Source organism: Lysobacter sp. S4-A87, from assembly GCF_022637455.1.
Lineage (GTDB): Bacteria > Pseudomonadota > Gammaproteobacteria > Xanthomonadales > Xanthomonadaceae > Lysobacter_J.
In genome coordinates, this window is record NZ_CP093341.1 from 158,656 (window position 1) to 183,853 (window position 25,198).

Annotated in this window: 21 protein-coding genes and 1 pseudogene; 9 read left to right on the plus strand and 13 right to left on the minus strand. The window is 66.4% G+C overall.

Features of this window, described 5'->3' with window-relative positions:
• The first annotated feature begins 11 nt into the window (after positions 1-11).
• Positions 12-1,343, plus strand: coding sequence for a glycerophosphodiester phosphodiesterase family protein (locus MNR01_RS00745; protein ID WP_241919101.1), 1,332 nt, complete (start codon positions 12-14; stop codon positions 1,341-1,343).
• Positions 1,344-1,486: 143 nt separating this feature from the next.
• On the opposite strand, the gene MNR01_RS00750 is transcribed toward MNR01_RS00745, so the two are convergent.
• Positions 1,487-3,697 (minus strand): M3 family metallopeptidase, encoded by a 2,211-nt coding sequence (locus MNR01_RS00750; protein WP_241919102.1) that lies wholly within the window; start codon positions 3,695-3,697, stop codon positions 1,487-1,489.
• A 227-nt stretch (positions 3,698-3,924) separates the two neighbouring features.
• On the opposite strand from MNR01_RS00750, the gene MNR01_RS00755 reads away from it, so the two are divergent.
• The 4 genes from MNR01_RS00755 to MNR01_RS00770 all read left to right on the plus strand — a co-directional run bounded on the left by MNR01_RS00755 (position 3,925) and on the right by MNR01_RS00770 (position 9,776).
• On the plus strand, positions 3,925-6,003 hold the full coding sequence (locus MNR01_RS00755) for an amidohydrolase family protein (protein ID WP_241919103.1): 2,079 nt from the start codon (positions 3,925-3,927) through the stop codon (positions 6,001-6,003).
• Between the two features lie 307 nt (positions 6,004-6,310).
• Positions 6,311-8,611, plus strand: coding sequence for a TonB-dependent receptor (locus MNR01_RS00760; protein WP_241919104.1), 2,301 nt, complete (start codon positions 6,311-6,313; stop codon positions 8,609-8,611).
• A gap of 279 nt (positions 8,612-8,890) precedes the next feature.
• Positions 8,891-9,373 carry a glutathione peroxidase gene (locus MNR01_RS00765; RefSeq protein ID WP_241919105.1) on the plus strand — a complete coding sequence of 161 codons (483 nt, stop codon included), beginning with the start codon at positions 8,891-8,893 and terminating at the stop codon, positions 9,371-9,373.
• Positions 9,374-9,377: 4 nt separating this feature from the next.
• Positions 9,378-9,776, plus strand: coding sequence for a hypothetical protein (locus tag MNR01_RS00770; protein WP_241919106.1), 399 nt, complete (start codon positions 9,378-9,380; stop codon positions 9,774-9,776).
• 44 nt (positions 9,777-9,820) lie between these two features.
• On the opposite strand, the gene MNR01_RS00775 is transcribed toward MNR01_RS00770, so the two are convergent.
• The 5 genes and pseudogenes from MNR01_RS00775 to MNR01_RS00795 form a co-directional block, all read right to left on the minus strand.
• A complete protein-coding gene (locus MNR01_RS00775; RefSeq protein WP_241919107.1) occupies positions 9,821-10,630 on the minus strand; it encodes a ferredoxin--NADP reductase in 810 nt (269 codons plus the stop codon).
• A gap of 133 nt (positions 10,631-10,763) precedes the next feature.
• Complete coding sequence (locus MNR01_RS00780; RefSeq protein WP_241919108.1) at positions 10,764-11,969, minus strand: PQQ-dependent sugar dehydrogenase; 1,206 nt, start codon at positions 11,967-11,969, stop codon at positions 10,764-10,766.
• Positions 11,970-12,007: 38 nt separating this feature from the next.
• Entirely contained in the window at positions 12,008-13,867 is a 1,860-nt protein-coding gene (locus MNR01_RS00785; RefSeq protein ID WP_241919109.1) for an ABC transporter ATP-binding protein, read from the minus strand.
• A 51-nt stretch (positions 13,868-13,918) separates the two neighbouring features.
• Positions 13,919-14,692 (minus strand): annotated as a pseudogene (gene xth / locus MNR01_RS00790) (exodeoxyribonuclease III); the annotation flags it as partial.
• Between the two features lie 76 nt (positions 14,693-14,768).
• Complete coding sequence (locus MNR01_RS00795) at positions 14,769-15,608, minus strand: YjbH domain-containing protein (RefSeq protein ID WP_241919110.1); 840 nt, start codon at positions 15,606-15,608, stop codon at positions 14,769-14,771.
• Positions 15,609-15,773: 165 nt separating this feature from the next.
• On the opposite strand from MNR01_RS00795, the gene MNR01_RS00800 reads away from it, so the two are divergent.
• Positions 15,774-17,345, plus strand: coding sequence for a fumarate hydratase (locus tag MNR01_RS00800; protein ID WP_241919111.1), 1,572 nt, complete (start codon positions 15,774-15,776; stop codon positions 17,343-17,345).
• A 68-nt stretch (positions 17,346-17,413) separates the two neighbouring features.
• Here MNR01_RS00800 and MNR01_RS00805 read toward each other — a convergent pair whose 3' ends face one another.
• The 3 genes from MNR01_RS00805 to MNR01_RS00815 form a co-directional block, all read right to left on the minus strand.
• Complete coding sequence (locus MNR01_RS00805; protein ID WP_241920681.1) at positions 17,414-18,367, minus strand: CBASS cGAMP-activated phospholipase; 954 nt, start codon at positions 18,365-18,367, stop codon at positions 17,414-17,416.
• 97 nt (positions 18,368-18,464) lie between these two features.
• Positions 18,465-19,658: a phospholipase A gene (locus MNR01_RS00810; RefSeq protein ID WP_241919112.1), complete on the minus strand. Its 1,194-nt coding sequence runs from the start codon at positions 19,656-19,658 to the stop codon at positions 18,465-18,467.
• Between the two features lie 144 nt (positions 19,659-19,802).
• Entirely contained in the window at positions 19,803-20,288 is a 486-nt protein-coding gene (locus MNR01_RS00815; RefSeq protein ID WP_241919113.1) for a DUF456 domain-containing protein, read from the minus strand.
• Between the two features lie 218 nt (positions 20,289-20,506).
• Between MNR01_RS00815 and MNR01_RS00820 the strand changes: the two genes are divergently transcribed.
• Complete coding sequence (locus MNR01_RS00820) at positions 20,507-20,716, plus strand: cold-shock protein (protein ID WP_158731317.1); 210 nt, start codon at positions 20,507-20,509, stop codon at positions 20,714-20,716.
• Between the two features lie 199 nt (positions 20,717-20,915).
• On the opposite strand, the gene MNR01_RS00825 is transcribed toward MNR01_RS00820, so the two are convergent.
• Both MNR01_RS00825 and MNR01_RS00830 read right to left on the minus strand, forming a co-directional pair.
• Positions 20,916-21,395: a glycine zipper 2TM domain-containing protein gene (locus tag MNR01_RS00825; RefSeq protein ID WP_241919114.1), complete on the minus strand. Its 480-nt coding sequence runs from the start codon at positions 21,393-21,395 to the stop codon at positions 20,916-20,918.
• A 189-nt stretch (positions 21,396-21,584) separates the two neighbouring features.
• Positions 21,585-22,031, minus strand: a complete 447-nt coding sequence (locus MNR01_RS00830; RefSeq protein WP_241919115.1) for a hypothetical protein — start codon at positions 22,029-22,031, stop codon at positions 21,585-21,587.
• 84 nt (positions 22,032-22,115) lie between these two features.
• Between MNR01_RS00830 and MNR01_RS00835 the strand changes: the two genes are divergently transcribed.
• Positions 22,116-22,919, plus strand: coding sequence for a tRNA threonylcarbamoyladenosine dehydratase (locus MNR01_RS00835; RefSeq protein WP_241919116.1), 804 nt, complete (start codon positions 22,116-22,118; stop codon positions 22,917-22,919).
• Between the two features lie 3 nt (positions 22,920-22,922).
• Here the strand turns inward: MNR01_RS00835 and MNR01_RS00840 are convergent, their stop codons facing one another.
• On the minus strand, positions 22,923-23,693 hold the full coding sequence (locus tag MNR01_RS00840) for a TatD family hydrolase (RefSeq protein WP_241919117.1): 771 nt from the start codon (positions 23,691-23,693) through the stop codon (positions 22,923-22,925).
• Positions 23,694-23,712: 19 nt separating this feature from the next.
• On the minus strand, positions 23,713-23,934 hold the full coding sequence (locus tag MNR01_RS00845; RefSeq protein WP_241919118.1) for a DUF6116 family protein: 222 nt from the start codon (positions 23,932-23,934) through the stop codon (positions 23,713-23,715).
• Positions 23,935-24,099: 165 nt separating this feature from the next.
• Between MNR01_RS00845 and MNR01_RS00850 the strand changes: the two genes are divergently transcribed.
• Positions 24,100-24,909, plus strand: coding sequence for a glycine zipper 2TM domain-containing protein (locus MNR01_RS00850; RefSeq protein WP_305852245.1), 810 nt, complete (start codon positions 24,100-24,102; stop codon positions 24,907-24,909).
• Positions 24,910-25,198 lie beyond the last annotated feature (289 nt).

The following is a 25,198-nucleotide window of genomic DNA, read 5'->3' on the forward strand; positions in this document are numbered from 1 at the left end:
AGGACCGTCCCATGCCTGCACTGCGCCCCAAGCTTGCCCGTTTCCTCGCGATTGCCGGACTGCTCGTGCTCGGCACCGCCTGCGCCACCGCGGTTGCCAAGGATGCCGGCGCACCCGATGCTCGCACCGTGAGCACCCCCGACCGCAACTACCGACCTGATCACCGAGCTGATCATCAGGGCCTGATCGTCATCGGCCACCGCGGCGCCAGCGGCTATCGCCCGGAGCACACGCTGGAGTCCTATCGCCTGGCGATTCGCCAGGGCGCCGATTTCATCGAGCCGGATCTGGTCGCCACCCGCGACGGCGTGCTGGTCGCGCGCCACGAGAACGAGATCGCCGGCACCACCGACGTGGCCAACCACCCCGAGTTCGCGGCTCGCCGCACCACCAAGGTCGTCGATGGCGTCACGATGACCGGCTGGTTCACCGAGGACTTCACGCTAGCCGAGTTGAAGACATTGCGGGCGAAGGAGCGGATCCCGGCGATCCGCCCGGCCAACACGCGCTTCGACGGCATGTACACGATCCCGACCCTGGCCGAAGTCATCGCGCTGGTGAAGCGCGAGAGCCGCAATGGCCGCAAGGTCGGCATCTATCCCGAAACCAAGCATCCGACCTACTTCGCACGCGAGGGCAAGCGGCTCGACGGCCGTCCTGTTGCCATCTCGCTGGGCGCGAAACTGGTCGAGACGCTGGTGGCGGAGGGGTTCACCGACCCCAGGCGCATCTACGTGCAGAGCTTCGAGGTCGAGAACCTGATCGAACTGAAGAAGAAGCTGATGCCGGCTGCCGGCATCGATCTGCCACTGGTGCAGCTGTACGACGATTTCAACGACGCGCGCCCCTACGACGTGGTCTACAACGCGAGCCACGGTGGCGACATGAGCGCCCTCTACGGCGGGCTGATTGGTCAGGTCGAAGGTGGGCTGTCGACGGCAACGCGCTACGGCGCGCTGGCCACCGAGCCGGTGCTGCAGTGGATGAAGGCCAACTACGCCAGGGGCGTCGGCCCGTGGAAGGGCAACCTGCTGCCGCGGCAGCCGCTCGCGCCGCCGGTCGATGCCAACGGCGACGGCAAGGCCGAACTGGCCGGGCAGGGCACCGGCCTGGTTCATCCGATGCTGGGCTGGGCGTTGAAGGCGGGCTTGCAGGTGCACCCGTACACGCTGCGGGCCGAGGAAACGTACCTGGCGCAGACGCCTGGCGGCGTCACGCAATCGGTCGTGGCCGAGGCGATGCAGCTGTATGGACTGGGCGCACAGGGCTTCTTCATCGACCAGCCCGACCAGGGCGTGCTGGCGCGCGAGATGTTCCTCGAACTCAGCCGGGTTGCGCCGTAGCCCGCTTGCCTTGTGCTTGGTGGTCTTCGGTGGCCCTCACCCCAAACCCTCTCCCGCAAGCAGGAGAGGGGCCTATCACCAGGCGAAAAAAAAACCGCCCAGGTCACCCCGGGCGGTTTCGTACCACCATCGCGTAGAGCGACTTACTTCTTGGCAGCCTTGCCGGTCGCCTCGGAACCCGAAGTCGCGGTCAGGCCACGCTTCTCCAGCAGCGGCTCGATCTTCGGATCGTGGCCGGCGAAGTTGCGGAACAGCTGCAGCGCATCGACGCTGCCGCCCTGCGACAGCAGCGACTGGCGGAAATGGTCGCCGTTCTTGCGCGACAGACCGCCATTTTCCTTGAACCACTCCACCGAGTTCGCGTCCAGCACTTCCGACCAGATGTACGCGTAGTAGCCAGCCGCGTAGCCACCCATGATGTGGCTGAAGTACGGCGTACGGTAACGCGGCGGCACCGCGTAGAAATTGACACCGTCCTTCTTCAGCGCCGTGGCCTCAAAGCCCATCACGCCGTTTGCAGCCGGAAGCTGCGACGCCGTCGCCTGGTGCCAGTTCTGGTCGAGCATCGCCGAACCCAGGTACTCGGTCGTGGCGAAGCCCTGGTTGAACTTCGAGCTGGCCAGGACCTTGTCGAGCAGTTCCTTCGGCATCGCCGCGCCAGTCTGGTAGTGCTTGGCGTAATTGGCCAGGATCGACGGCCAGTCAGCCCACATCTCGTTGACCTGCGAGGGGTACTCGACGAAGTCGCGCGGCACGCTGGTGCCGGAGAAGTAGGGGTACTCGACGTTCGAGAACATGCCGTGCAGCGCATGGCCGAACTCGTGGAACGCCGTGGTCACCTCATCCCAGGTCATCAGCGTCGGCTTGCCTTCCGACGGCTTGGGGATGTTCAGGTGGTTGGCCACCACCGGCTTGAAGCCGGTCATGCCGGACTGGTCGACGTACGAGTTCATCCACGCACCGCCACGCTTGGACGAGCGCGCGTACGGATCGAAGATGAAGATCGCCAGCTGCGAACCGTCCTCGTTGAACACGTCGTACACCCAGGTGTCGGCGTGGTACTTGGGCAGGTCGGTGCGCTGCTTGAACTTCAGGCCGTACAGCTGGCCCGCAGCGTAGAACACGCCGTTCTCCAGAACGTTCTTCATCTCGAAGTACGGCTTGAGCTGCGACTCGTCAAACGCGTACTTCTCCTGGCGCACCTTCTCGGTGTAGAACGACCAGTCCCACGGCTCCAGCTTGAAGGTCGGCTGGCCCTTGGCCTTCTGTTCCTTGTCGATCATCGCCTGCAGGTCGGCACCCTCGCGCTCGGCGTTGGCGACGGCAGCCGGGGCGAGCTGGCCGAGCATCTTGTTGACTGCCTCGGGCGACTTGGCGGTCTCGTCTTCAAGCACGTAGGCCGCGTAGTTCGGGTAACCCATGATCTTGGCGCGTTCGGCGCGCAGCTTGGTGACCTGGGACACGATGGCGGTGTTGTCGTACTCGTTGCCGCGGCTGCCGCGGGCGATCGAGGCCTTGTGCAGGCGCTCGCGCACGGCACGGTTGGTCAGCGATGCCTCCGGCGGCTGGCCGGTGGTGTTGAGCAGGGCGATGACGTACTTGCCGTCGAGCTTGCGCGCCTTGGCCGCTTCGGCGGCGGAGGCGATCTGCTCGTCGGTCAGGCCGTCGAGCTCTTCCTTGGTGTCGACGACGATAGCTGACGCATTCACTTCGGCCAGCACGTTCTGGCTGAACTTGGTGCCCAGCGCGGCCAGCTCGGAATTGATCGCCTTGGTGCGGGTCTTGTCGGCTTCCGACAGGTTGGCGCCGGAACGGACGAAGTCGGTGTAGTAGCGCTCGATCAGGCGCACGCCCTGGGCGTCGAGGCCGAGGGTGGTGCGGGTGTCGTACAGCGCCTTCACACGCGCAAAGAGCTTGGCGTTGAGGTTGATCGCGTCACGGTGCGCGGAGAACTTCGGCGCGTAGGTCGCCTGCAGCTTCTCGCGGGTCGGATTGGTGTCGGTGCCGACCAGGTTGAAGAACACCGTGGTGGAGCGGGTCAGGGTGCGACCGGACTTTTCCATCGCGATGATGGTGTTGTCGAAGGTCGGCTTCGCCGTGTTGTTGGCGATCGCATCGATCTCCTTCAACTGCTCGGCCATGCCGGCGTCGAAGGCGGGCGCGAAGTCGGCGTCCTTGATCTTGTCGAACTGCGGGTAGTGCAGCGGCAGCGGGCTGTCGCTGAAGAACGGGTTCACGCTGTTGGGCGTCGGGGCTTGCGCGCTCACGGACGTATCTGCCTTGGGGGTCTTGGCATAGGTGGGGGCGGTTGCGCTCAATGCCACGGCCAGGGCCAGCGCGAGAGGGTGCTTCATTGGACTGAAACCTCGTCAAAGGGAGCCCGCAGCCTACCCGATGGGGGGCTTGGGTACCCCTGACGAAAGGCATGGGCAGGGCAACGGCCCGGACTGGCAAAGGCTGGCTACACTCCCGTAGCCCGGGTAAGCGCAGCGCACCGGGGGAACCGGCATCGGACACCGGACCCCGGGTGCGCTGCGCTTACCCGGGCTACCTCCGACATTCCGCCACACAGGGAACCTGCATGAACCCGACCCGCCTCGCACTGACCCGAACCCTCGTCCTTGGCCTTGGTCTCGTCGGGCTCAGCGCCTCGGTCCTCGCCGCGGAGACCGTCCGCTACGTCGCCCTGGTCGACGGTGGCAAGCAGGCCGGCCAGCAGGTCGTGACCCACCGTGACGACGGCAGCTACGCCGTCGACTTCATCTTCAAGGACAACGGCCGCGGCCCGGAACTGAAGGAGGAGTACACCCTGGCCGCGGACGGTACCTACACCCGCTACCGAGTCCAGGGCACGTCGACCTTCGGTGCGGCGATCGACGAGACGTTCAGTCGCAACGGCGACCAGGCGGAGTGGAAGTCGAAATCCGACGACGGCCGCCAGACGGTGTCCGGCACCGCGTTGTACTCGCCGCTCGGCGGCTCGCCGGCCAGCTTCTCGGTGGCCATGGCGGCCCTGGCCAAGCGCGCCGACGGCAAGCTGCCGCTGATCCCGAGCGGCACCCTGACCTCGCGCAAGGTCGCCGATGCCCAGGTCCAGTGCGGCGCGACGCAGCGCCCGGTGCAGCTGGTCGCCGTCACCGGCGTCGGCCTGACGCCGACGTTCGCGTGGGCAACCACCGATGCGAGCCCGCGCCTGTTCGCCTACATCTATCCGGGCTTCCTGCAGTTGATCGAAGACGGCTGCCAGGGCGGCGCCGACGCGCTCGAGGCCCGGCAGAAGCAGGCCGAGGCCGAAGCGCTGGTCGACCTCGCCAAGCGCCTGGGCCATCCGCTTGCCGGCGCCACGCTGATCCGCAATGCGCGGGTCTTCGACAGCGAGCACGCGCGCCTGGGCGAGCCCAGCGATGTGCTGGTGAAGGACGGCAAGATCGTTTCGGTGACGGCGGCCGGCAAGGGCGGCAAGGGTGGCAAGGGTGGCAAGGTCGACGCCGCCAACATCATCGACGCCGGCGGCAAGGTGTTGCTGCCGGGCCTGTTCGACATGCATGGCCACGTCGGCCGCTGGGACGGCGGGCTCAACCTCGCAGCGGGCGTCACCACCGTGCGCGACATGGGCAACGACAACGCCACGCTGCAGCAGATGCTCGGCGAGATCAAGGACGGCACGCTGATGTCGCCGGACGTGGTTCCCGCCGGTTTCATCGAAGGCGAGAGCAAGTACTCCGCGCGCAACGGTTTCGTGGTGAAGAACCTCGACGATGCGAAGAAGGCGGTCGACTGGTACGCCCAGCACGGCTACCCGCAGATCAAGATCTACAACTCCTTCCCCAAGGACATCCTCAAGGACACGGTGGCCTACGCCCATTCCAAGGGCATGCGCGTCAGCGGCCACGTGCCGGCATTCCTGCGCGCGCAGGACGTCGTCGACGACGGTTTCGACGAGATCCAGCACATCAACCAGCTGATGCTGAACTTCTTCGTCGACGACAAGACCGATACGCGCACGCTGGCGCGGTTCTACCTGCCCGCTGAAAAGACCGATGGCCTGGACCTGGACAGCAAGCCGGTGCAGGACTTCATCCAGACGCTGGCATCCAAGCAGGTGGTGATCGACCCGACCCTGGCCACGTTCGAGTTCCTGCACCAGCGCAACGGCGAGATGTCGCCGATCGTGGCCGACGTCGCCGACCACCTGCCGCCGGACATCCAGCGCGGCCGCCGCGCCGCCGAGATGAACATCCCCGACGACGCCACCGCCCAGCGCTACAACCGCTCCTACGCCAAGATGGTCGAATTCGTCGGTCGCGCCTACAAGGCCGGCGTGCCGATGGTGGCCGGCACCGACGAGATGGTCGGCTTCACCCTGCAGCACGAGCTGGAGCTGTATGTGCAGGCCGGCCTGACCCCCTCCCAGGCCCTGCAGGTGGCCACCTGGAACGGCGCCAAGTACACCCGCACGCTGGCCGAGCGGGGCTCGGTGGCGCCGGGCAAGCGTTCCGACATCGTGCTTATCGACGGCGATCCGACGGTCAACATCGCCGATATTCGCAATGTGGCGCTGGTGATCAAGGGCTCCACGGCGTATTACCCCAGCGAGATCCATGAGGCGCTGGGGATCAAGCCGTTCGTACCGGCGGTGAAGGTCAGCGCGGCGCCCTGAGCACGCTTGCTGGCCGCTTCGTGGCCTGTCCCTCTCCCCCTGTGGGCGAGGGACGGGTGCCGACCGGTGCCCGGGCGAAGGGAAGGGCGTACGCAGAAGTACGGCCCTTTAACAGTCTGGTAACATTCCGCCCGTCATGTCAGCCGCCGTGGCGCGGGACGGGTCCGCGTCGAGGTCGTCAGGGGACGGCCTGAGTCCACGTATCGCCGCATTGCGCATGTCGGAGAGGGGCATGTCGGTGCGTCGGCCTTCGAATCCTTGGTGTCCCATCCTTGACACCACCCATCGAGACCGCTCAATGCCTTCCATGCCGCTTGCACGCAAGCTTCCCCGTCACGCCCTGACCGTCGCCATCGCCCTGATGCTGCCGGCCCAGGTTGCCTTCGCGCAGGATGCGCAGACCCCGCCGGCCCAGGCCCAGGCCACGAATGGCAAGTCCACCACGCTGGAGACCATCGAGGTCACCGCGCAGCGCAAGGTCGAAAACCTGCAGGACGTGCCGGTCTCGGTCACCACCCTCAACGCCGAGCAGCTCGACGTGCTTGGCTCGGGCGGCAACGACGTGCGCTTCCTGTCCGGTCGCGTGCCCAGCCTCAACATCGAATCCTCGTTCGGTCGTGCCTTCCCGCGCTTCTACATCCGCGGCTACGGCAACACCGACTTCCGCCTCAACGCGTCGCAGCCGGTGTCGCTGGTCTATGACGAAGTCGTCCAGGAAAACCCGATCCTCAAGGGCTTCCCGGTGTTCGACCTGGACCGCGTCGAAGTGCTGCGCGGCCCGCAGGGCTCGCTGTTCGGCCGCAACACCCCGGCCGGCGTGGTCAAGTTCGAGTCGGCGCGCCCGTCGCAGGACTTCGGCGGCTACGGCAAGCTCGGCATCGGCAGCGACAACATGGTCAACTTCGAGGGCGCCGTCGGCGGCGGCCTCAGCGAGAACTGGTCGGCCCGCGCCTCGGCGCTGTTCCAGCGTCGCGACGACTGGGTGACCAACACCTACCCGGGTCCGAACGACGGCTTCGAAGGCTACGACGAGTCGGCCGGCCGCGTGCAGTTCCTGTACGAAGGCGAGTCGTTCGAGGCGCTGCTCAATGCACACGCGCGCCACCTCAACGGCACCGCGCGTCTGTTCCGCGCCAACATCATCAAGCCCGGCACCAACGACCTGGTCGACGGCTTCGATGAGGACAAGGTGTCGGTCGACGGCCTCAACCACTCCGAGCTCGACAGCCAGGGCGCCAGCGCGCGCCTGACCTGGGACATCGGCGACTACAAGCTGTACTCGATCACCGGCTACGAGTCGGTCGAGACCTACAGCCGCGGCGACATCGACGGCGGCTTCGGCGCCGTGTTCCTGCCAGTGTCGGGCCCGGGCGTGATTCCGTTCGCGTCGGAAACGGCTGACGGCATTCCCGAGCATTCGCAGTGGACGCAGGAGTTCCGCATCGAGTCGGACTTCGACAGCGCCTGGAACTGGCAGGCCGGCCTGTTCTACTTCAACGAAGACTACGACGTCGAAAGCTTCAGCTACGACTCGCTGGCCGGCGGCATCCAGGACGGTTACGAGCGCGTCAACCAGACCAACGATTCGTGGGCCGTGTTCGCGGCAACGACCTGGGACGTCAACGATGCATTCCAGCTGCGTGCCGGCGTGCGTTACACCTGGGACGACAAGGGCCTGAATGTCGAGGAGTACTGGCAGACCGGCTTTGCGCCCTGCGTGCTCGCCCAGAAGTGCACCATCCAGCAGCTGGCGGCGCTGGAGCCCGATGGCGACCTGGCCGAATCGACCGAAGACAAGAAGTTCAGCTGGGACCTGTCGGCCACCTACGAAATCAATGACGACGTGAACCTGTACGGTCGCGTCGCCACCGGCTACCGCGGCAGCAGCATCCAGGCCGCGGGTGCATTCAACGGCATGTCGATCGCCGGTCCCGAGACCTCGACCTCCTACGAGGCGGGCATCAAGGCCGACCTGTGGGACAAGCGCGCGCGTATCAACGCCGGCGTCTTCTACTACGAGGTCAAGGATCAGCAGCTCACCGCGGTGGGCGGCGAAACCGGCAACGCCAACATCCTGCTCAACGCCGACAAGTCGACCGGCCAGGGCTTCGAGGTGGACTTCCAGGCCTACCTGATGGACGACCTGCTGCTGACCCTGGGCAGCAGCTACAACGACACCGAGATCAAGGACCCCGATCTCACCGTCGCACCGTGCGCGGCCTGCACCGTGACCGACCCGCTGATCGCCGGCGCGGCCCTGATCGACGGCAACGTCCTGCCGCAGGCGCCGAAGTGGAACCACAACCTGACCGTCCGCTGGGGCATCCCGATGGACAATGGCGGCGAGTTCTACGCCTACACCGACTGGGTCTACCGCAGCGAAGTGAACTTCTTCCTGTACGACTCGATCGAGTTCACCGGCAAGTCGCTGGTCGAGGGCGGCCTGCGCCTGGGCTATACCTGGGACTACGGCAAGTACGACGTCGCCCTGTTCGGCCGCAACATCACCGACGAGGTGCAGGTGGTCGGCGGCATCGACTTCAACAACCTGACCGGCTTCATCAATGAGCCGCGCACGATCGGCGTGGAGTTCAAGGCCGGCTTCTAAGGGCTTGACCTGACGGTTGCCGCAATCGAGTGACACCGACAACGCCGGGCCAGCCCCGGCGTTGTCGTTTCCGTAGCCCGGGTAAGCGAAGCGCACCCGGGGTTTGCCGGGGTGGTTTGCCGGGGTTGTTTGCCGGGATGGTTGGCGGGCGGGGCCCCGGGTGCGCTTCGCTTACCCGGGCTCCGGGTGGGCCGTACGCTGCCGGATGCCAACGTTTTCAGATGTCGGTTGCCCGGGCCGGGCGTTATGCTCAGGGCCACTGTCCCGGAGTCTCCCCCCATGACGACCGCCTACGACTTCAGCGCCACCGACATCGATGGCCAGCCGCGCGGGCTGGACGAGTTCCGCGGCAAGGTCCTGCTGATCGTCAACGTCGCCTCCCAGTGCGGGTTCACCCCGCAGTACACCGGCCTGGAGAAGCTCTCCCGGGATTTCGGCGCCAGGGGGCTGGCCGTGCTCGGATTCCCCTGCGACCAGTTCGGCCACCAGGAGCACGGGGACGAGGCGGAGATCCGCAACTTCTGCTCGCTCAACTACGACGTCACCTTCCCGATGTTCGCCAAGATCGAGGTCAACGGGGCCGGCGCCCACCCCTTATGGAAGTGGCTCAAGGACGAAAAGGGTGGCATCCTCGGCCTGGACGGGATCAAGTGGAACTTCACCAAATTCCTGGTCGGGCGGGACGGCCGGGTCATCAAGCGTTACGCACCGACCGACAAGCCCGAGTCGATCGCAAAAGACATCGAAGCCGCATTGGGGTGATGCCATGCTTAGACAGGTCCTGCAGACCGAGTTGCAGGTCGAAATCGAAGATCACGATTTCGGTTTGCGCGTGCATGTAAGCGGCGAGGAAAATCTCGACAACACGCTGGCCTACTGGCGCGAGATCATGCCCCGGCTGGAAGTGGCGCAGGGCAACGGCGTGCTGCTCGTCGACGAGTTGACCGGCGAAGCCATGCAGGAACACGAATGGCTGGAGCTGGTGCTCGCCATGGAGTACGCGCGGCTGTGGCGCTACCGCATCGCGCACGTGAAGTCGCGCGGCGTGCAGGACGTGGAGTACTGCGCGCTGTACGCACGCGATGCCGGCGTCGATGCGGCGGTGTTCACCAGTGAACTCGAGGCCGAACGCTGGTTGCGCCGTCCGGTGTCCGTGCCGGCGTGACCCGTGCCTGCGCAAGCGCAGGCACGATGACTTCTCGACCGCGGTTACTTCTCTACGAAAGCCCGCTCGAACACGTACTGGCCCGGCACGCCGATGCGCGGCGCCGCGGTGAAACCGCGTGCGTCGAGGATGCCGCGGAAGTCGGCCAGCATCTGCGGGCTGCCGCAGATCATGGCGCGATCGAGTTCGGGATCCAGCGCCTCCAGGCCCAGGTGCTCCATCATCCGTCCGCTCTCGAACAGGTCGGTCAGGCGGCCGCGGTGATCGTTGCCGTCGAAGGTGAACGCCTCGCGGGTCACCGCCGGGTAGTACTTGAGCTTGGCCGCGATCTGCTCGCCGAGGAACTCATGGCGCGGCAACTCGTTGACGAAGTAGTCGCGGTAGGCGAGGTCGTGCGCGTTGCGAACACCATGGGTCAGGATCACCCGGTCGAAGCGCTCGTAGGTTTCCGGGTCCTTGATCACTGCCAGCCACGGCGCCAGGCCGGTGCCGGTGCCCAGCAGGTAGAGGTTGCGGCCGCGGTGCAGGTCGTGGATCAGCAGGGTGCCGGTGGGCTTGCGGCCGATCAGGACCTGGTCGCCGGGCTGGATCGACTTCAGGCGCGAGGTCAGCGGCCCGTTCGGTACCTTGATGCTGAAGAATTCCAGCTGCTCTTCCCAGTTCGCGCTGGCGATCGAATAGGCGCGCAGCAGCGGCCGCATCGAGCCGTCCGCCTGCGGCACTTCCAGTCCGATCATCACGAACTGGCCGTTCTCGAAGCGGAAGCCGTCGTCGCGGGTAGTGGTGAAGCTGAAGTAGTCGTCCGTCCAGTGACGGACATCCAGCACCGTCTCGGTGCCAAACGCGGAAGACATGCCGGTGCTTGGTGGGGGAGTAGACCGGCGGGCATTGTAGCCGATCACGCCAAGCTGAGACTGATTCTCATCTTTCCGAGCGGGAGTGCGGGAGCCGCGAGACGGCTCCCGCACCTGATCCTTCGTCGGATGCTCAGCCTGCCGGCGGATCCAGGCGCAACAGCTTGCCGTTGTCCTCGTCGGTGAGCACGTAGACCTTGCCGTCGCTGCCGACGCGCACGTCGCGGATGCGCGAGGTCAGCTCCTTCAGCAGGCGCTCTTCACCGGTGATCTTGTCGCCGTCGAGGCTGAGGCGGATCAGGCTGCTGTCGGCCAGCGCGCCAAGGAACAGGCTGTTGTCCCACTTCGATCCGGCATGGCCGGTGTAGAAGGCCATGCCCGACAGGCCCGGCGACTTCTCCCAGACGTGGTACGGCTGTTCCATGCCCGGCGCCGAGGTGCCCACGGCTTCGGGAATCTTCAGGCCCGAGTAGTTGATGCCGTGGGTGATGATCGGCCAGCCGTAGTTCTTGCCGGGTTCGGGGATGTTGATCTCGTCGCCGCCGCGCGGGCCGTGCTCGGCTTCCCACACCTTGCCGGTGCGCGGATCGAGCGCCAGCGACTGCATGTTGCGGTGGCCGTAGCTCCAGATCTCCTGACGCGCGTCCTTGCGACCGGCGAAGGGGTTGTCGGTGGGCACGCTGCCGTCCAGGTTCAACCGCACCAGCTTGCCCTGCAGCATGTCGAGCTTCTGCGCGGTCGGACGGTCGTTGCGTTCGCCCTGGGTGATGAAGACATGGCCCTTGCCGTCGAAGACGATGCGCGAACCGAAGTGGTTCGGCCCTTCCAGCTTGGGCTGTTGCTGGTAGATGCGGCGCACGTCGCTGAGCGAGCTGTCGCCGAGCGTGGCCATCGCCACTGCGGTGCCGGCGGTGCCGTTCTCGCCGGCTTCGGCAAAGCTGAAGTAGATGCGCTTGCTGCTGGCGAAGTCCGGCGCCAGCACCACATCGAGCAGGCCGCCCTGGCCCTGTGCCCAGACTTCCGGCACGCCGCCCAGCGGCGCGGACACCGCGCCGTCGGCGGACACGCGGCGCATCCGGCCGGGACGCTCGGTGACCAGGAAGCTGCCATCGGGCAGCAGCGCGACGCTCCACGGGTGCGATAGGCCGGACGCAATCTCGGTCACCTGCACCGGCCCGTTCGCACTGGCGACGGTCTGCATCGGCATCGCCTTGGGTGCGGGCGTGGCGCTGGCGGCAGCTTCGGTCGCGCCCGGGCTGGCGCTTTGTTCGGCCTGGCATGCGGCAAGCGAGAGCGACAGCGCGAAGGCGAGGGCGGTGCAGTGCAGGTGGTGGCGCATGGACAGACTCCCGGTGCGGAGGGGTGGAGACATGGCCGTCAACGATACCCGGCGGCCTGCAATTCAAAAAGTTCGGCATAGCGGCCGCCCTGGTCCAGCAACTCCTGGTGGGTGCCGCTGGCCTCGAGTCGGCCCTGCGCCAGCACCAGGATGCGGTCGGCCATGCGCACGCTGCTGAAGCGGTGCGAGATCAGCACCGCGGTCTTGCCGTGCGAGAGTTCCTTGAAACGCTGGAACACCTCGAATTCACTGCGTGCATCCAGCGCCGCGGTCGGCTCGTCGAGGATCATCACCTGGGCGTCGCGCATGTAGGCGCGTGCAATCGCGATCTTCTGCCACTGGCCGCCGGACAGGTCGACGCCGGTCTTGAAACGGCGTCCGATCAGCTGGTCGTAGCCGTTGGGCAGTCCCTCGATCACCGCGTCGGCCGCTGCCCGCCGCGCCGCTTCGCGGATGCGCTGGCCGTCTGCCATCGCTTCGATCTGGCCGACGCCGATGTTCTCGCCGGCGGTCAGGTGATAGCGGACGAAGTCCTGGAAGATCACGCCAACGTTGCCGCGCAGGTCGTCCAGGTCGTACTCGCGCAGGTCGCGGCCGTCGAGCGTGATGCGGCCCTCGTCGGGGTCGTACAGGCGCGCCAGCAGCTTGACCAGGGTGGTCTTGCCGGCGCCGTTCTCGCCGACCAGCGCCAGCACTTCGCCGGCGCGCAGTTCGAAGTCGAGTCCGCGCAGCGCCCACTTCTCGGCATCGGGATAGCGGAAGCCGACGTTCTCGAAGACGAAGCCGCGCGCGATCGGGCGTGGCACCGGCAATGCGTCCGGCGGCGAAACGATTTCGGGCTTGATCTCGAAGAACGAGAACAGGTCGTCCAGGTACAGCGCTTGTCCGGCCACCTGCGAGAATCCGACCAGCAGGCCCTCGAGCAGCTGCCGCAACCGGCGGAAGCTGCCGGCCAGGAAAGTGAGATCGCCGATGCTGAAATCGCCGCGCACGGTGCGCCAGGCGATGTAGGCGTAGGCAACGTAGTAGCCCATCGTGCCCAGCGCCGCCAGCAGCGCGCCCCAGGCGGCTCGGCGGCGGGCGAGGGCACGGTTGGCACGGAAGAATCCGTCGGCGAGTTCGCGGTACTTGGCGATCAGATAGCGGTGGAGGTTGAAGATCTTCACCTCCTTCGCCGTTTCCACGCTCGCGCCCATCTGCCGCACGTATTCGAGCTGGCGGCGTTCCGGGGTCCAGGCGAAGTTGAGCGAATAGCCCAACGCGTTGAAGTGCGCTTCGCCAACGAACGACGGCACCAGCGCCACGGCGAGCAGCACGATCAGCCACGGCGCATAGACCAGCAATCCGGCGGCAAAGCTCACCACGGTGATCGCGTCCTGGACCTGGCCGAACAGCTGGCTCATCAGGTTCATTCGCCCCATCGTCTGGCGGCGCGCGCGGTCCAGCTTGTCCTGCAGGTCGGGGTCTTCGAAGTCTTCCAGGTCGAGCGTGGCGGCGTGTTCCATCAGGCGCACGCTGGTGACGTTGGTGAACAGTTCCGACAGCAGCGAATCGCCGTAGCTGATCAGCCGGCCGAGCAGGTCGGAACCGATCGCCAGGGCGAACTCGATCAGGAGCAGCCACGACAGGGTGTCTAGCTGCCCGCTTCGCCATGCCTCGCCGACGCTGTCGAAACCGCTACCGGCCGCGACCAGCCGCACCGCCTCGTCGATGATCAGCTTGCCGACATACAGTGTGGCAATGGGCAGGAACGCGCGCACTACGCGCAATCCCAGGGTCGTCAGCGTCAGCCCGGGACTGGTCGCCCAGATCTGCCGCAGGAATGGAGGCAGGTTGCGCAGCGCGTCGAATCGTTCGCGCAGGCTCGGTTTGGCGGATGCGGTCGAAGGGGCGGGCATGGGGTCGCAGGATAGGGCACTTCGGCGACGACCGGCGTCATGCCGCCGTCAGGGCAGATCGAGCTCGACCCAGGTCGGTGCGTGATCGCTGGCCCGATCCAGCCCGCGCACCCAGCGGTCGACGCCGGCTTCCCGCAGCGTCGGGGCCAGGACACCGTTGAGCAGCAGGTGGTCGATGCGCAATCCGGCATCGCGCTGCCAGTGCTGGCGGAAGTAATCCCAGAACGTGTACACGCGTTCCTCGCCGAACACATCGCGCAACGAATCGGTCCAGCCCTGGGCGAGCAGGCGCTGGTAACGCTCGCGGCTCTGCGGTTGCAGCAACGCGTCCTTGCGCCACGACTTGGGGTTGTAGATGTCCTCGTCGGTGGGCACGACATTGAAATCGCCGGCCAGCACCACCGGCTGGCCGCTGTCGTGCAGCTGCTGCGCGCGTGCGATCAGGCGGTCGAACCAGGCCAGCTTGTAGTCGAACTTCGGCCCCGGCTGCGGGTTGCCGTTGGGCAGATACAGGCAGACAACGACGATGCCCTCGATCGCGGCCTCGAGGTAACGGCTCTGGCTGTCGTCCGGATCGCCGGGCAGGCCGCGGCGGATCTCGATCGGGTCGGCATCGCGGGCGAGGATGGCCACTCCGTTCCACGCCTTCTGGCCATGCCAGATCGCGCCGTAGCCGGCGTCGGCGATGGCCTTTCGCGGGAGCTGTCCGGGGGCGGCCTTGAGCTCCTGCAGGCAGGCCACGTCGGGCGCTTCCTCGCGCAGCCATGCCAGCAGCGAATCCAGGCGGGTGTTGATGCCGTTGACGTTGAACGTGGCGATCTTCACGCGGTGCCCTGGCGCGGCGTTCGCTCAGGAGCCGGAAACGCCGGCTCCTGCGTCATTGCATTCAAAAGCGATGCACTCAGAAGCGATACACGCCACCCAGGCGGATGCCGCTGTCCTCGAACTCGAGCCGGCCGTCGAAGCGGTTGGCTTCGGCATCGGCATCGATGTTGTTGAAGGTGTAGTCGAGCATGAAGCCGAAGCTCTCCCACGGAAACCACTCGACGCCGCCGCGGGCGAAGGTGACGTCGGCATCGATGTCGTTGATCTTTGCGGTGAAGTAGCCGGCTTCGGCATAGATGCGCCAGTCATCGGCCGGGGTCCAGCGCCAGCTCGCGCCGATGCTCGGGGCAGGCACGTCGGCAGACACCTGGCGATCGAACTCCGCGCCGCCCTGGTTGCCGCCCGCGTCCAGCTCCAGGCCGATGTCCAGCTCGACCTTGTACCAGACCAGTCCCAGGCGCGGTCCCAGCGCCCAGGTGTCGTTGTTGGCGACCCACCAGTTGTAGTTGATCTCGTAGGCATCGAGGTTGTACTCGCTGCGCACGGTGGCCGAGGCCGGGTAGACCGCGCCGTCGAAGGTGATGTCGCGGTTGAGCGTGCGGCTGGAGTTGAAGCTGTCCTGGTAGTAGGCGATGCCGAATTCGTGGTTCTCCAGCGGCCGCCAGCTGGCCGAGATCAGGCCGATCGTGCTGTCACCGTCCAGGCCCAGGTCCCGCTCGAGGTCGATTTCGCTGCCTTGCAGGGTCTCGCCGTCGGCGCGGAGCTGGGTATCGAACTTGCTGATGTACCCGGCGATGCGGATGCTGAAGGTGTCCAGCGGCTCCACCGCCAGGGCCGGGAAGGACAGCGCCGAGAGGAAGACAGCGGGCAGCAGCAGACGGCCGGCAGCCGCGTTGCGACGTTGCGACGACGACATGGGAACCCCCTCAGGATGGCGCCAGGCGGGCCCTGGCCGTGTAGATGTTCAGTTTCTGTAACGTTCCATGTTTGCTGTGCGTGAAATGTGAAGGCCGCGTCGCCCCGAAACCGCAGTCAGATACCGGCTAAAATGTGCGCCCCGCCGCCAGCCTCGAAGCCCGCCGTGAGCAACGCCGCAAGCCCGAAGTCCCCGCCAGCCCAGACCACTGCGGGCACACCGGTTTCGATCCGCCAGGAAGACCTGATCCAGTCCGTCGCAGACGCCCTGCAGTACATCAGCTACTACCACCCGGTCGACTACATCAAGAACCTCGCCGCCGCCTATGAGCGCGAGCAGTCGCCGGCTGCCCGCGACGCCATCGCCCAGATCCTGATCAACTCGCGCATGTGCGCGGAGGGTCACCGTCCGATCTGCCAGGACACCGGCATCGTGACCGTGTTCCTCGAAATCGGCATGAGCGTGCGCTGGGACGACGCCACGATGGGCGTGGAAGACATGGTCCACGAGGGCGTGCGCCGCGCCTACAACCATCCGGACAACAAGCTGCGCGCGTCGGTGCTCGCCGATCCGGCGGGCAAGCGGACCAACACCAGGGACAACACCCCCGGCGTGGTCAACGTCAAGGTGGTGCCGGGCAACACGGTCGAGGTGATCGTCGCAGCCAAGGGCGGCGGTTCGGAAGCCAAGTCCAAGTTCGCGATGCTCAATCCGTCGGACTCGATCGTCGACTGGGTGCTCAAGACCGTGCCGACGATGGGCGCCGGCTGGTGCCCGCCAGGCATGCTCGGCATCGGTATCGGCGGCACCGCCGAGAAGGCGATGCTGCTGGCCAAGGAAGCGCTGATGGAGCCGATCGACATCACCGAGCTGCAGCAGCGCGGCGCGTCCAACCGCGCCGAGGAGCTGCGCCTGGAGCTGTTCGAGAAGGTCAACGCGCTCGGCATCGGTGCGCAGGGCCTGGGCGGCCTGACGACGGTGCTCGACATCAAGGTCAAGGATTACCCGACCCACGCGGCCAACCTGCCGGTGGCGCTGATCCCCAATTGCGCGGCCACGCGCCACGCGCATTTCACGCTCGATGGCAGCGGCCCGGTGATGCTCGATCCGCCGTCGCTGGCAGACTGGCCGCAGCTGACCTACGACGCGTCCAAGGGCCGTCGCGTCAATCTCGACACGCTCACCCGCGAAGACGTGGCCAGCTGGAAGCCGGGCGAGGTGCTGCTGCTCAACGGCAAGCTGCTGACCGGCCGCGATGCCGCGCACAAGCGCATGGTCGACATGCTCAACAAGGGCGAGCCGCTGCCGGTCGACCTCAAGGGCCGCTTCATCTATTACGTGGGCCCGGTCGATCCGGTGCGCGACGAAGTCGTCGGTCCGGCCGGCCCGACCACGGCCACGCGCATGGACAAGTTCACCGAGCAGGTGCTCAGCCAGACCGGCCTGCTCGGCATGGTCGGCAAGGCCGAGCGCGGTCCTGCCGCGATCGAGGCGATCCGCAAGCACGGCTCGGCCTACCTGATGGCCGTCGGCGGCGCTGCCTACCTGGTGTCGAAGGCGATCAAGGCCGCGCGCGTGGTCGGCTTCGCCGACCTGGGCATGGAAGCGATCTACGAGTTCCAGGTGGAGGACATGCCGGTGACCGTCGCCGTCGACTCCACCGGTGAATCGGTGCACAAGACCGGCCCGCGCGAGTGGCAGGCAAAGATCGGCAAGATTCCGGTGGTGGTGGAGTAATCCCCCCCCACCGTCATCCCGGCGAACGCCAGGATCCCTCTTGATCCTGGCTGTCGGTTGCGTGACCGCTACAGCCGCCCCACCAGGTCCACCAGCTTCCTGCGCGTCTCCGCCTGCAGCAGATACGCCTGCGCCATCGCTTCCAGTCCGGCGACATTGGTCGCGCTGACGTCATCCAGATCGTCCAGCCCGGTCAGCAGCTCTGCCTGCAGGCGGAAGTAACCATCGCCCACCAGGTGCTGGGCGATGTAATCGACCGCGTCGGTGTTGCCATCGAACAGCACGTCGATGATGGGAATGGCCCATTCCAGCGCGCCCCATTCCTGCGCCGACTTCAGGTCGATCGGACGGTTGCGCTCGCCGCTGCCGACCGACAGCACCACCAGGTCCTGGGCACTGTCGACGCGGGCATCCTTGCGCAGGGCCTCGGCGATCGCGCAGGCGGTCGGGTTGTTGGCGACGACGCCACCATCGATCATCGCCCGCTTGCGTCCCTCGACCACCATCGGGTGCGCCGGGAAGTAGGTCGGCGCTGCCGTCGACGCACGGCACACGTCCCACATCGGCAGGTCCGCGTGCTCGGACTTGAAGCTCTTGAACACGATCGGCGTTCGCGAAATCGTGTCGTAGCTGGTGATCAACAGCGGCTTCTTCGCCTGGCCCAGCGTGGTCGTGCCGAAGACGTTCCTGAGGACCTTTTCCAGGCCCTTGCCGTCATAGCGCGGTGCCGACACGCCCTGGGTGAAGGTCCGTCCGGCCCGCGACCACAACCGCTGCGCCATGCCGGGAAAGATCACGTGCCGTTGCTGCCGATAGAGGTCGGCCAGCTGCTGCGGCGGCAGCCCCATGGCCAGTCCGCATGCGATCAGTGCGCCGGTCGAACTGCCGGCAATCAGGTCGAAGTTGCGAAGCAGCCCGCCGGATTTTCCAGCCTGGGCGAGGGCATCTTCGACGCCGGCCAGCCAGACGCAGCTGACCAGGCCACGGATGCCGCCGCCATCGAGCGAAAGGATGCGGCGCATTCTCACGGTGACGTCTCCTGCCATTGAAACTCCTGCGGAAGTTGGCCGCCATGATCGCAGGCACCGGTCGCTTGGACCGCGACCGGTACGTGTCAGGTCAGTACCACTCCAGCAGCGAGATACCCAGGCCGATGTAGGTCGCACGATGGTTGTAGTCGATCAGGCTTTCGCCATAGCCGTCGAAGACCTGGATGTGGCCGCGCAGGCTGTTGTTGATCGGAAAGCCCCAGTCGAGCTGCACCGCGCCGTGCGAGCGGTCGCCGCCGCGCAGTGAGTGCCGCCCCATCACCGAGAACTGATGGCCACCGCGCACGTACACCAGGGTGGCGTCGCCGCGACCGACGAAATCCTCGATGTCGGAGTTGTTGTCGTCGTTCTCGCTCTCCGACACACGCCACCACGGGCGGATCGTCAGCGCCCAGTTCTCGCGGTCCAGGCCGATCATGCCGACCACGCGGTTCCAGCTGCGCGACAGGGGATCGGCGCGGCCATTGGACTGGTGGTTGATGCCGATCCCGGCGAGGCGGCCGTTCCAGCCACCGATCTGGTAGTTGTTGCGGAAGGTCAGCATGACCTCCGGTTCGTAGTTGGTCTCGCGGAACGGACGTGACGTTTCGGCGCTGTAGACCTGCCAGTGCGAGGCCTGGGTATAGGCCAGCCACAGGTCGCCGTTGTCGCCGAAGATGTTCTCCCAGGCCTTGGTCTTGAAGCTCAGCTGGAACTTGGCTTCCAGCGCGTCGACCGGAATGGGCCCCGGCACGGTGTTGTTGGGATTGGGGGAATGCGGGGTCTCGTTGGCATCGCTGCTCCAGAACGCGGGTAGCAGGTAGACCGGCTTGTAGGCGCGGAAGTTGAAGATGCCCAGTTTGGAGTCCCGGGCCAGCTCCCAGCGGCTGTCGAGCAGCGAACCCTTGCCGGCGTTGGCCACGGCGCTGTGCAGGGGATCCTCCATCGGGTACAGCTCGCCACCGCCGCGCGCCGGCTCCGTGGCCACCGCGTCCGGCGTGGCTTCGGGCACGACCTCCTCGGCGATCTCCAGGTTCTTCTGGATGGCCTTGGCCTCCTTGGCGGCGATGTCGGCACCACGCGTGTCGCGTGCCTTGTGGCCGTGCACGGCGTCGTAGCAGGCGAGGCGGTCGGCATCGGCGTTGATGGAAACGCAGGCCTCGGGCGTAGCCGGGGTGGCCGGAACCTGCGCCTGCGCCAGCACCGGCGCGGCGGCGATCAACAACAGCGGATGCGGCAGGAAAGGACGGGGCAGGCGGAAGCGCTTATTGCGAACTGGCGGCATGCGGGGGGCTCGATGCGGTTGATGTCGCGACAGGAAGTGTGGCATCGGTTCGATGCCACGGTCGTTAACGGAAGTTGTCCGGGAAGCAACGCAATGGTGCCCGCTGTGGCTCTTCGGAAGAACCGGCCAGCGGAAAAACGGCCATCAGAAAAACCAGGCGAAGGCGAACAGGCCGAGCATGGCGAACGCCAGGCCGAGCTTGAGGACCACGCCGAAGACAATGCCGAGCCAGGTGCCGAATCCGACCTTGGCCGCCTTGCGTACTTCCCGGCCATGGATCAGCTCGCCGCCGAGGGCGCCGACGAACGGTCCGGCGAACAGCCCGACCGGCCCGAAGAACAGCCCGGCAAACGTGCCCAGTACCGCCCCGACCACGGCGAGCCGGCTCGCCCCGACGCGCTTGGCGCCGATCGAGGTGGCCAGCAGGTCGATGCCCAGCGAGAACACGGTCAGCAGGCCCAGTATCACCAGCGGCACCCAGCCGACCTCGCGAAAATCCCCGGCCCAGGCCGCCAGCAACATGCCGGCGAATACCAGGGGCAGGCCGGGCAGGGCCGGCAATACCGTGCCGGCTATCCCGACCAGCATCAGAAGCCCGGCCAATACGTAATAAATCCCCTGCAATTCCATACTAATTACCCCCTGTCAGACCATGACTTTGCCCAGATTGCATTTTCACCCGGCCCGGGGTACTTTGCGGGCGCTGTGTTTGCCAGGGTCACCGTGAATCGTGGCCCGATGCGGTTGATCCATCGATCCGCTACATCGTTGCACCTCGCTTCCTCCTTGCAACCAGCACGCAGCCTACCGCCGCGTTATCAACCAAACGTTCCAAGGAGCAAGTAAACATGTCGAACCGTGAAACCGGTACCGTCAAGTGGTTCAACGATGCCAAGGGCTTCGGCTTCATCAGCCGCGAAAATGGTGAGGACGTGTTCGTGCACTTCCGCGCCATCCAGTCGCAGGGCTTCAAGAGCCTGAAGGAAGGCCAGAAGGTCTCCTTCACCGTCGTCCAGGGCCAGAAGGGCCTGCAGGCAGACGCCGTCCAGCCGCTCTGATTACAGGGCCAACGACGGAAGTCACTGGCGCGCCGCTTGCGGCGCCCGGTATGGAAAAAACCCGGCCTTGGCCGGGTTTTTTCTTTATGCGGACGATGCCTGCCGCGAAGGGAATGGCGCGCGTGCATCCGGTCACGCGCGAAGTTTCCAAACATTCCCGACATTCGCTGTTAACGCTCCCATTTGTTTCCAGGGTTAGTTACTGCAGCCAGGCGCGTCCGTTATTCACGCGGACAAACGAACCTTCGCGAATGCCTTCGAGGTCCTTCTGCGTGACGACGGTGGTGCGACCATCGTTCAGGCGCACATAAACGTTATAGGCCGGGCTGCCGGTGTTCTTCTGGATTGCGTTGCCGGCAACGGCGCCGCCGACGGCGCCAGCGGCGGCCGCAACATTCTGGTTGCCCTTGCTGCCACCGGTATGGGCGGAGATCTCGTGGCCGGCGACGGCGCCGACGATGCCGCCGAGGATGGCGCCGGTGGCGCTGGGGGCCGTGGTGCCGGCGGCGACCTGTTCGATCCGGGTGACCGTGCCGCAGTCGTAGCAGGAATTGCTGCTACCACCGTAGGACGGTGCCGGCGCACTGCTGTAGCCGGGGGACGGAGACGTGGCACAACCCGCAAGCGCGACCATGGCAGCGGCGGCAATACCAAGCAGGCGGAGATTCTGGGAACTCATGCGCGACTCCTTTGTGGAGGTAAGTGGCGATCGCCGCACGAGGGCGGCACGCCACGCATTCACGCTAGCCGCGCCCGGGTGAACCGGCGATCAATGGCGCCGGCGGTCGCTTGTTCCGTTGTGGCGGGAGCCAGCTTGCTGGTGATGGCGTGACGATGTCAGCCCGCCAGGCCAGCCGGCTCCTCCTGCTCAGCCGCGGAAGTCCTGGTGGCAGGCCTTGCAGGCCTCGCCGATCTGGGTGTTGACCGTGCCGACGCCGGCGCAGTTGAGCGGCGGGCTGGCGAGTGCGGCGTCGAGCTTGGCGCGCATGCTGCTCGCGTGTTCGCCGAAGCGCTTGTCGTCGGCGAGGTCCGGGAAGGCCGGCTCCAGGTCGTCGGCCATCACCCGCAGCGCCTTGAAATGGGGCAGGACGTCGGTCGCCGCGCAACGGTTCTGCTCGACCTTCTGCTTGAGCTGGCCCAGGTGCCACTGCTGGACGTGCATCACGCTGCCGTGGAAATGGTCCTTGCGGGCATCGATCGCACGCAGCGCCATCACGGTCGCGACCACGCCGATGACCAGGCCGATCAGGAACAGGAACAGGTACTTGGTCGCGTTGCTGCCTGGCTTGACGCTGCTGGGCTGTGGGTTGCTCATTGCCGGTGCTCCTTGCAAGTTGCGCGGAACCATATCACGCGGTCCGCGGCCGGCCACAGCCCGTGGTCCCTTACAATGTCGCACATGACCATCACCACCCTGGACCCGGCCTGGCTCGAGCGCTTCGCCGGGGTCGACCGCCTTTACGGCGTCGGAACCATTGCCCGCCTGTCCACTTGTCGCGTTGCCGTCGTCGGCATGGGCGGCGTCGGCTCATGGCTGGTGGAGGCGCTGGCACGCACCGGCATCGGCCACCTGACCCTGATCGATGCCGATGACCTGTGCGTGTCCAACACCAACCGCCAGCTGCCGGCCCTGGCCGGCCAGTACGGCCGCGCCAAGGTCGAGGCGATGGCCGAACGCTGTCGTGCGATCAATCCACAGATCACGGTCGAGGCCGTGGCGAGTTTCGTCACGCCTTCGAACCTGGCGGAGATGCTCGACCGCGGGTTCGACCTGGTGGTCGATGCCTGCGACAGCTTCCGCACCAAGGTCGAGATGGCCGCATGGTGCCGTCGCCGCAAGCTGCCGCTGATCGTTGTCGGCTCGGCCGGCGGGCGCACCGATGCAACGCTGGTGCGCGTTCGCGACCTGTCGCGCACCGAGCACGATGCGATGCTGGCGCTGGTGCGCAAGAAGCTGCGCAGCGAGTTCAACTTCCCGAAGAACACCGATCGCTACTTCGGCATCTCGGCGATCTACTCGCTGGAGAACGTCAAGTATCCGCAGCCCGACGGCAGCGTCTGCGGCGTGCGGCCGCAGGTCAGCGGGGACGCCGCACTGAAACTGGACTGCGGCGCAGGGCTCGGCGCGGCCACGCACATCACCGGCACGTTCGCATTCGCCGCGGTCGGTCGCGCGCTGGAATTGCTGCTGAAGCGAAAGTAGTGCCTACGCGGGCAACGCAAACAGGCGTTCGGCATTGGCCGTCGTCGCGCGAGCCAGTTCTTCGGCTTCGATACCGCGCAGACCTGCGATGACGGCCAGCACTTGCGGCAACCGCGCAGGCTCGTTGCGCTGCCCGCGAATGCCTGCATCGGGCTGGTCCGGCGCATCGGTTTCCAGCAGCAGGTGCTCCAGCGGCATCGATGCCGCCAGCTTGCGCAGGCGATTGGCGCGGTCGTAGGTCACCGGGCCGCCGAGTCCGAGCATGAAGCCTGCGCGCCATAACTGCCGTGCCTGCTCTTCGCTTCCCGAGTAGCTGTGGACGACGCCGCGCAGTCCGCCGACGCGGCGAATGGCGGCAATCACCGCATCGACGGCGCGACGCGCATGCACGATGACCGGCAGGTCGAACTCGCGCGCAAGCTGCAGCTGGCCTTCGAAGAAGTGCATCTGTTGTTGCGCATCGAGGCCTTCGACGAAGTAGTCGAGACCGCATTCGCCCACTGCCAACGGGCGCTCGCGTTCGATCCATTCGCGCAGCAGCGGCAGGTGTTCGTCGCGGTGCGCCGACAAATACATCGGATGCAGGCCGTAGGCCGGGTACAGGCCGCTGCCGGCCGGGCAGGCCTGGCGCAGCTTCGGCCAGCCGGCGGCATCGACGGCCGGCACGACCTGGCGGGTGACGCCGGCCTGGCGCGCGCGCGCGACCACCTGGTCACGGTCGCCGTCGAACTCGGCCGCGTCCAGATGGCAGTGGCTGTCGACCAGCAGGGCCACGTTCAGGCGGTCGCGCGGTTCAGCGGGGGGCGCGGGGCGCGGGCGGCAGACCCGGGTCCTTGCGCTTCTTCCAGCTGGCCAGCAGCAGGGTGCCCAGGCCCAGCAGGATCTCGTCGGCCAGGGGCACGAAGTCGGGCACGGCCAGGTCCACCACGAAAAGGGCGGCGGTCAGCACGAACAGGCGCGGGAAGCTGAGCTTGCCCAGGAAGGCCAGCAGGGGAGCGGTGAGTGGGTTGGCCATGGCAGATGTAATTTGACGGCGGTCGCAATGACGCTAACACGCCGCCAAACCAGGTTCACAGTTGCGACAGCTTGATGTTAAAAAATCGGCGGCCGTTCAGGATCGCAGTGTTCGAATGGCGCCATCCACCAACCCGCGGGCGAAATCCCGCAGCAGAGGCCTGAAATGAACAAGAACATCCTCGCAGTCGCCCTGGCTTCGCTGCTGGTCGGCGGCGTTGCAGTCGCGGCCTTCAACAGCTTCCGTGGCAGCGACAACGCGCAGGCCCAGGTTGATGCCAATGGCCAGCCGGTCGGCCAGGACGGCGACATGGCGGCCGACGGCTCCATCCAGTCGGGCAAGATCGAGTACGCCGACGTCCTCAACGTCAAGCCGATCAACGAGAAGGAAAAGCTGTACGCCACCGTGATCGGCACCGATGCGGTGCGCGAGACCAGCACCACTTCGACCCCGCGCGAGGTCTGCGAGGACGTGGTCGTGCAGGAGCGCGCTCCGGAGCGTGACGGCAACGTGGGCGGCACCGTAGCCGGCGCCGTGATCGGCGGCCTGGTCGGCAACCAGATCGGCAGCGGCAACGGCCGCAAGGCTGCGACCGCCGCGGGCGCTGTCGCGGGCGGCTTCATCGGCAACACGGTGGACAAGCGCCATGTCGGCGGCAAGGTCACCAGCCGCACCGAGCGCCAGTGCCACACCACTTCGTCGACGTCGCAGTCTTCGCGCGTGGTCGGTTACAACGTGACCTACCGCAATCCGGACGGCACCACCGGTTCGATGCGCACCGACAGCAAGCCGGGCAACCAGATCCTGCTGGGTGAAGAGGACAAGGTGGTCGGTTATGACGTGACCTACCGTTACGACGGCGCCGAGCAGACCATCCGCATGGACGAGCGTCCGGTCAACAACCGCCTGCCGGTCATCGACGGCCAGGTCGTGACCCAGACCGCTTCGGCCTCGACGGGTTCGACCCAGGGCTGATCGTCCGTTCCATTGCTGCGCAATACCCGAGGGGCCGGAGCAATCCGGCCCCTTTCTTTTGCGCCGAACCCGTCATTCCCGCGCAGGCGGGAATCCATGGACGTTGAGTAGTTGGCTGCGGCAGGGCGTCGTCGTTGGGCAGTTGGCTCCGGCAGGGCGTCGTCCGCCGGGCCGGGGATTGCTCCGCCCCTTAGTCGGACATCCTGTCCGAATGCGGGGCGTGGGCCATCCATGGCCCACTGCTGCGCAATCCCCGGCCCGGCGGACGACGCTTCGGCGAGTTACTTCA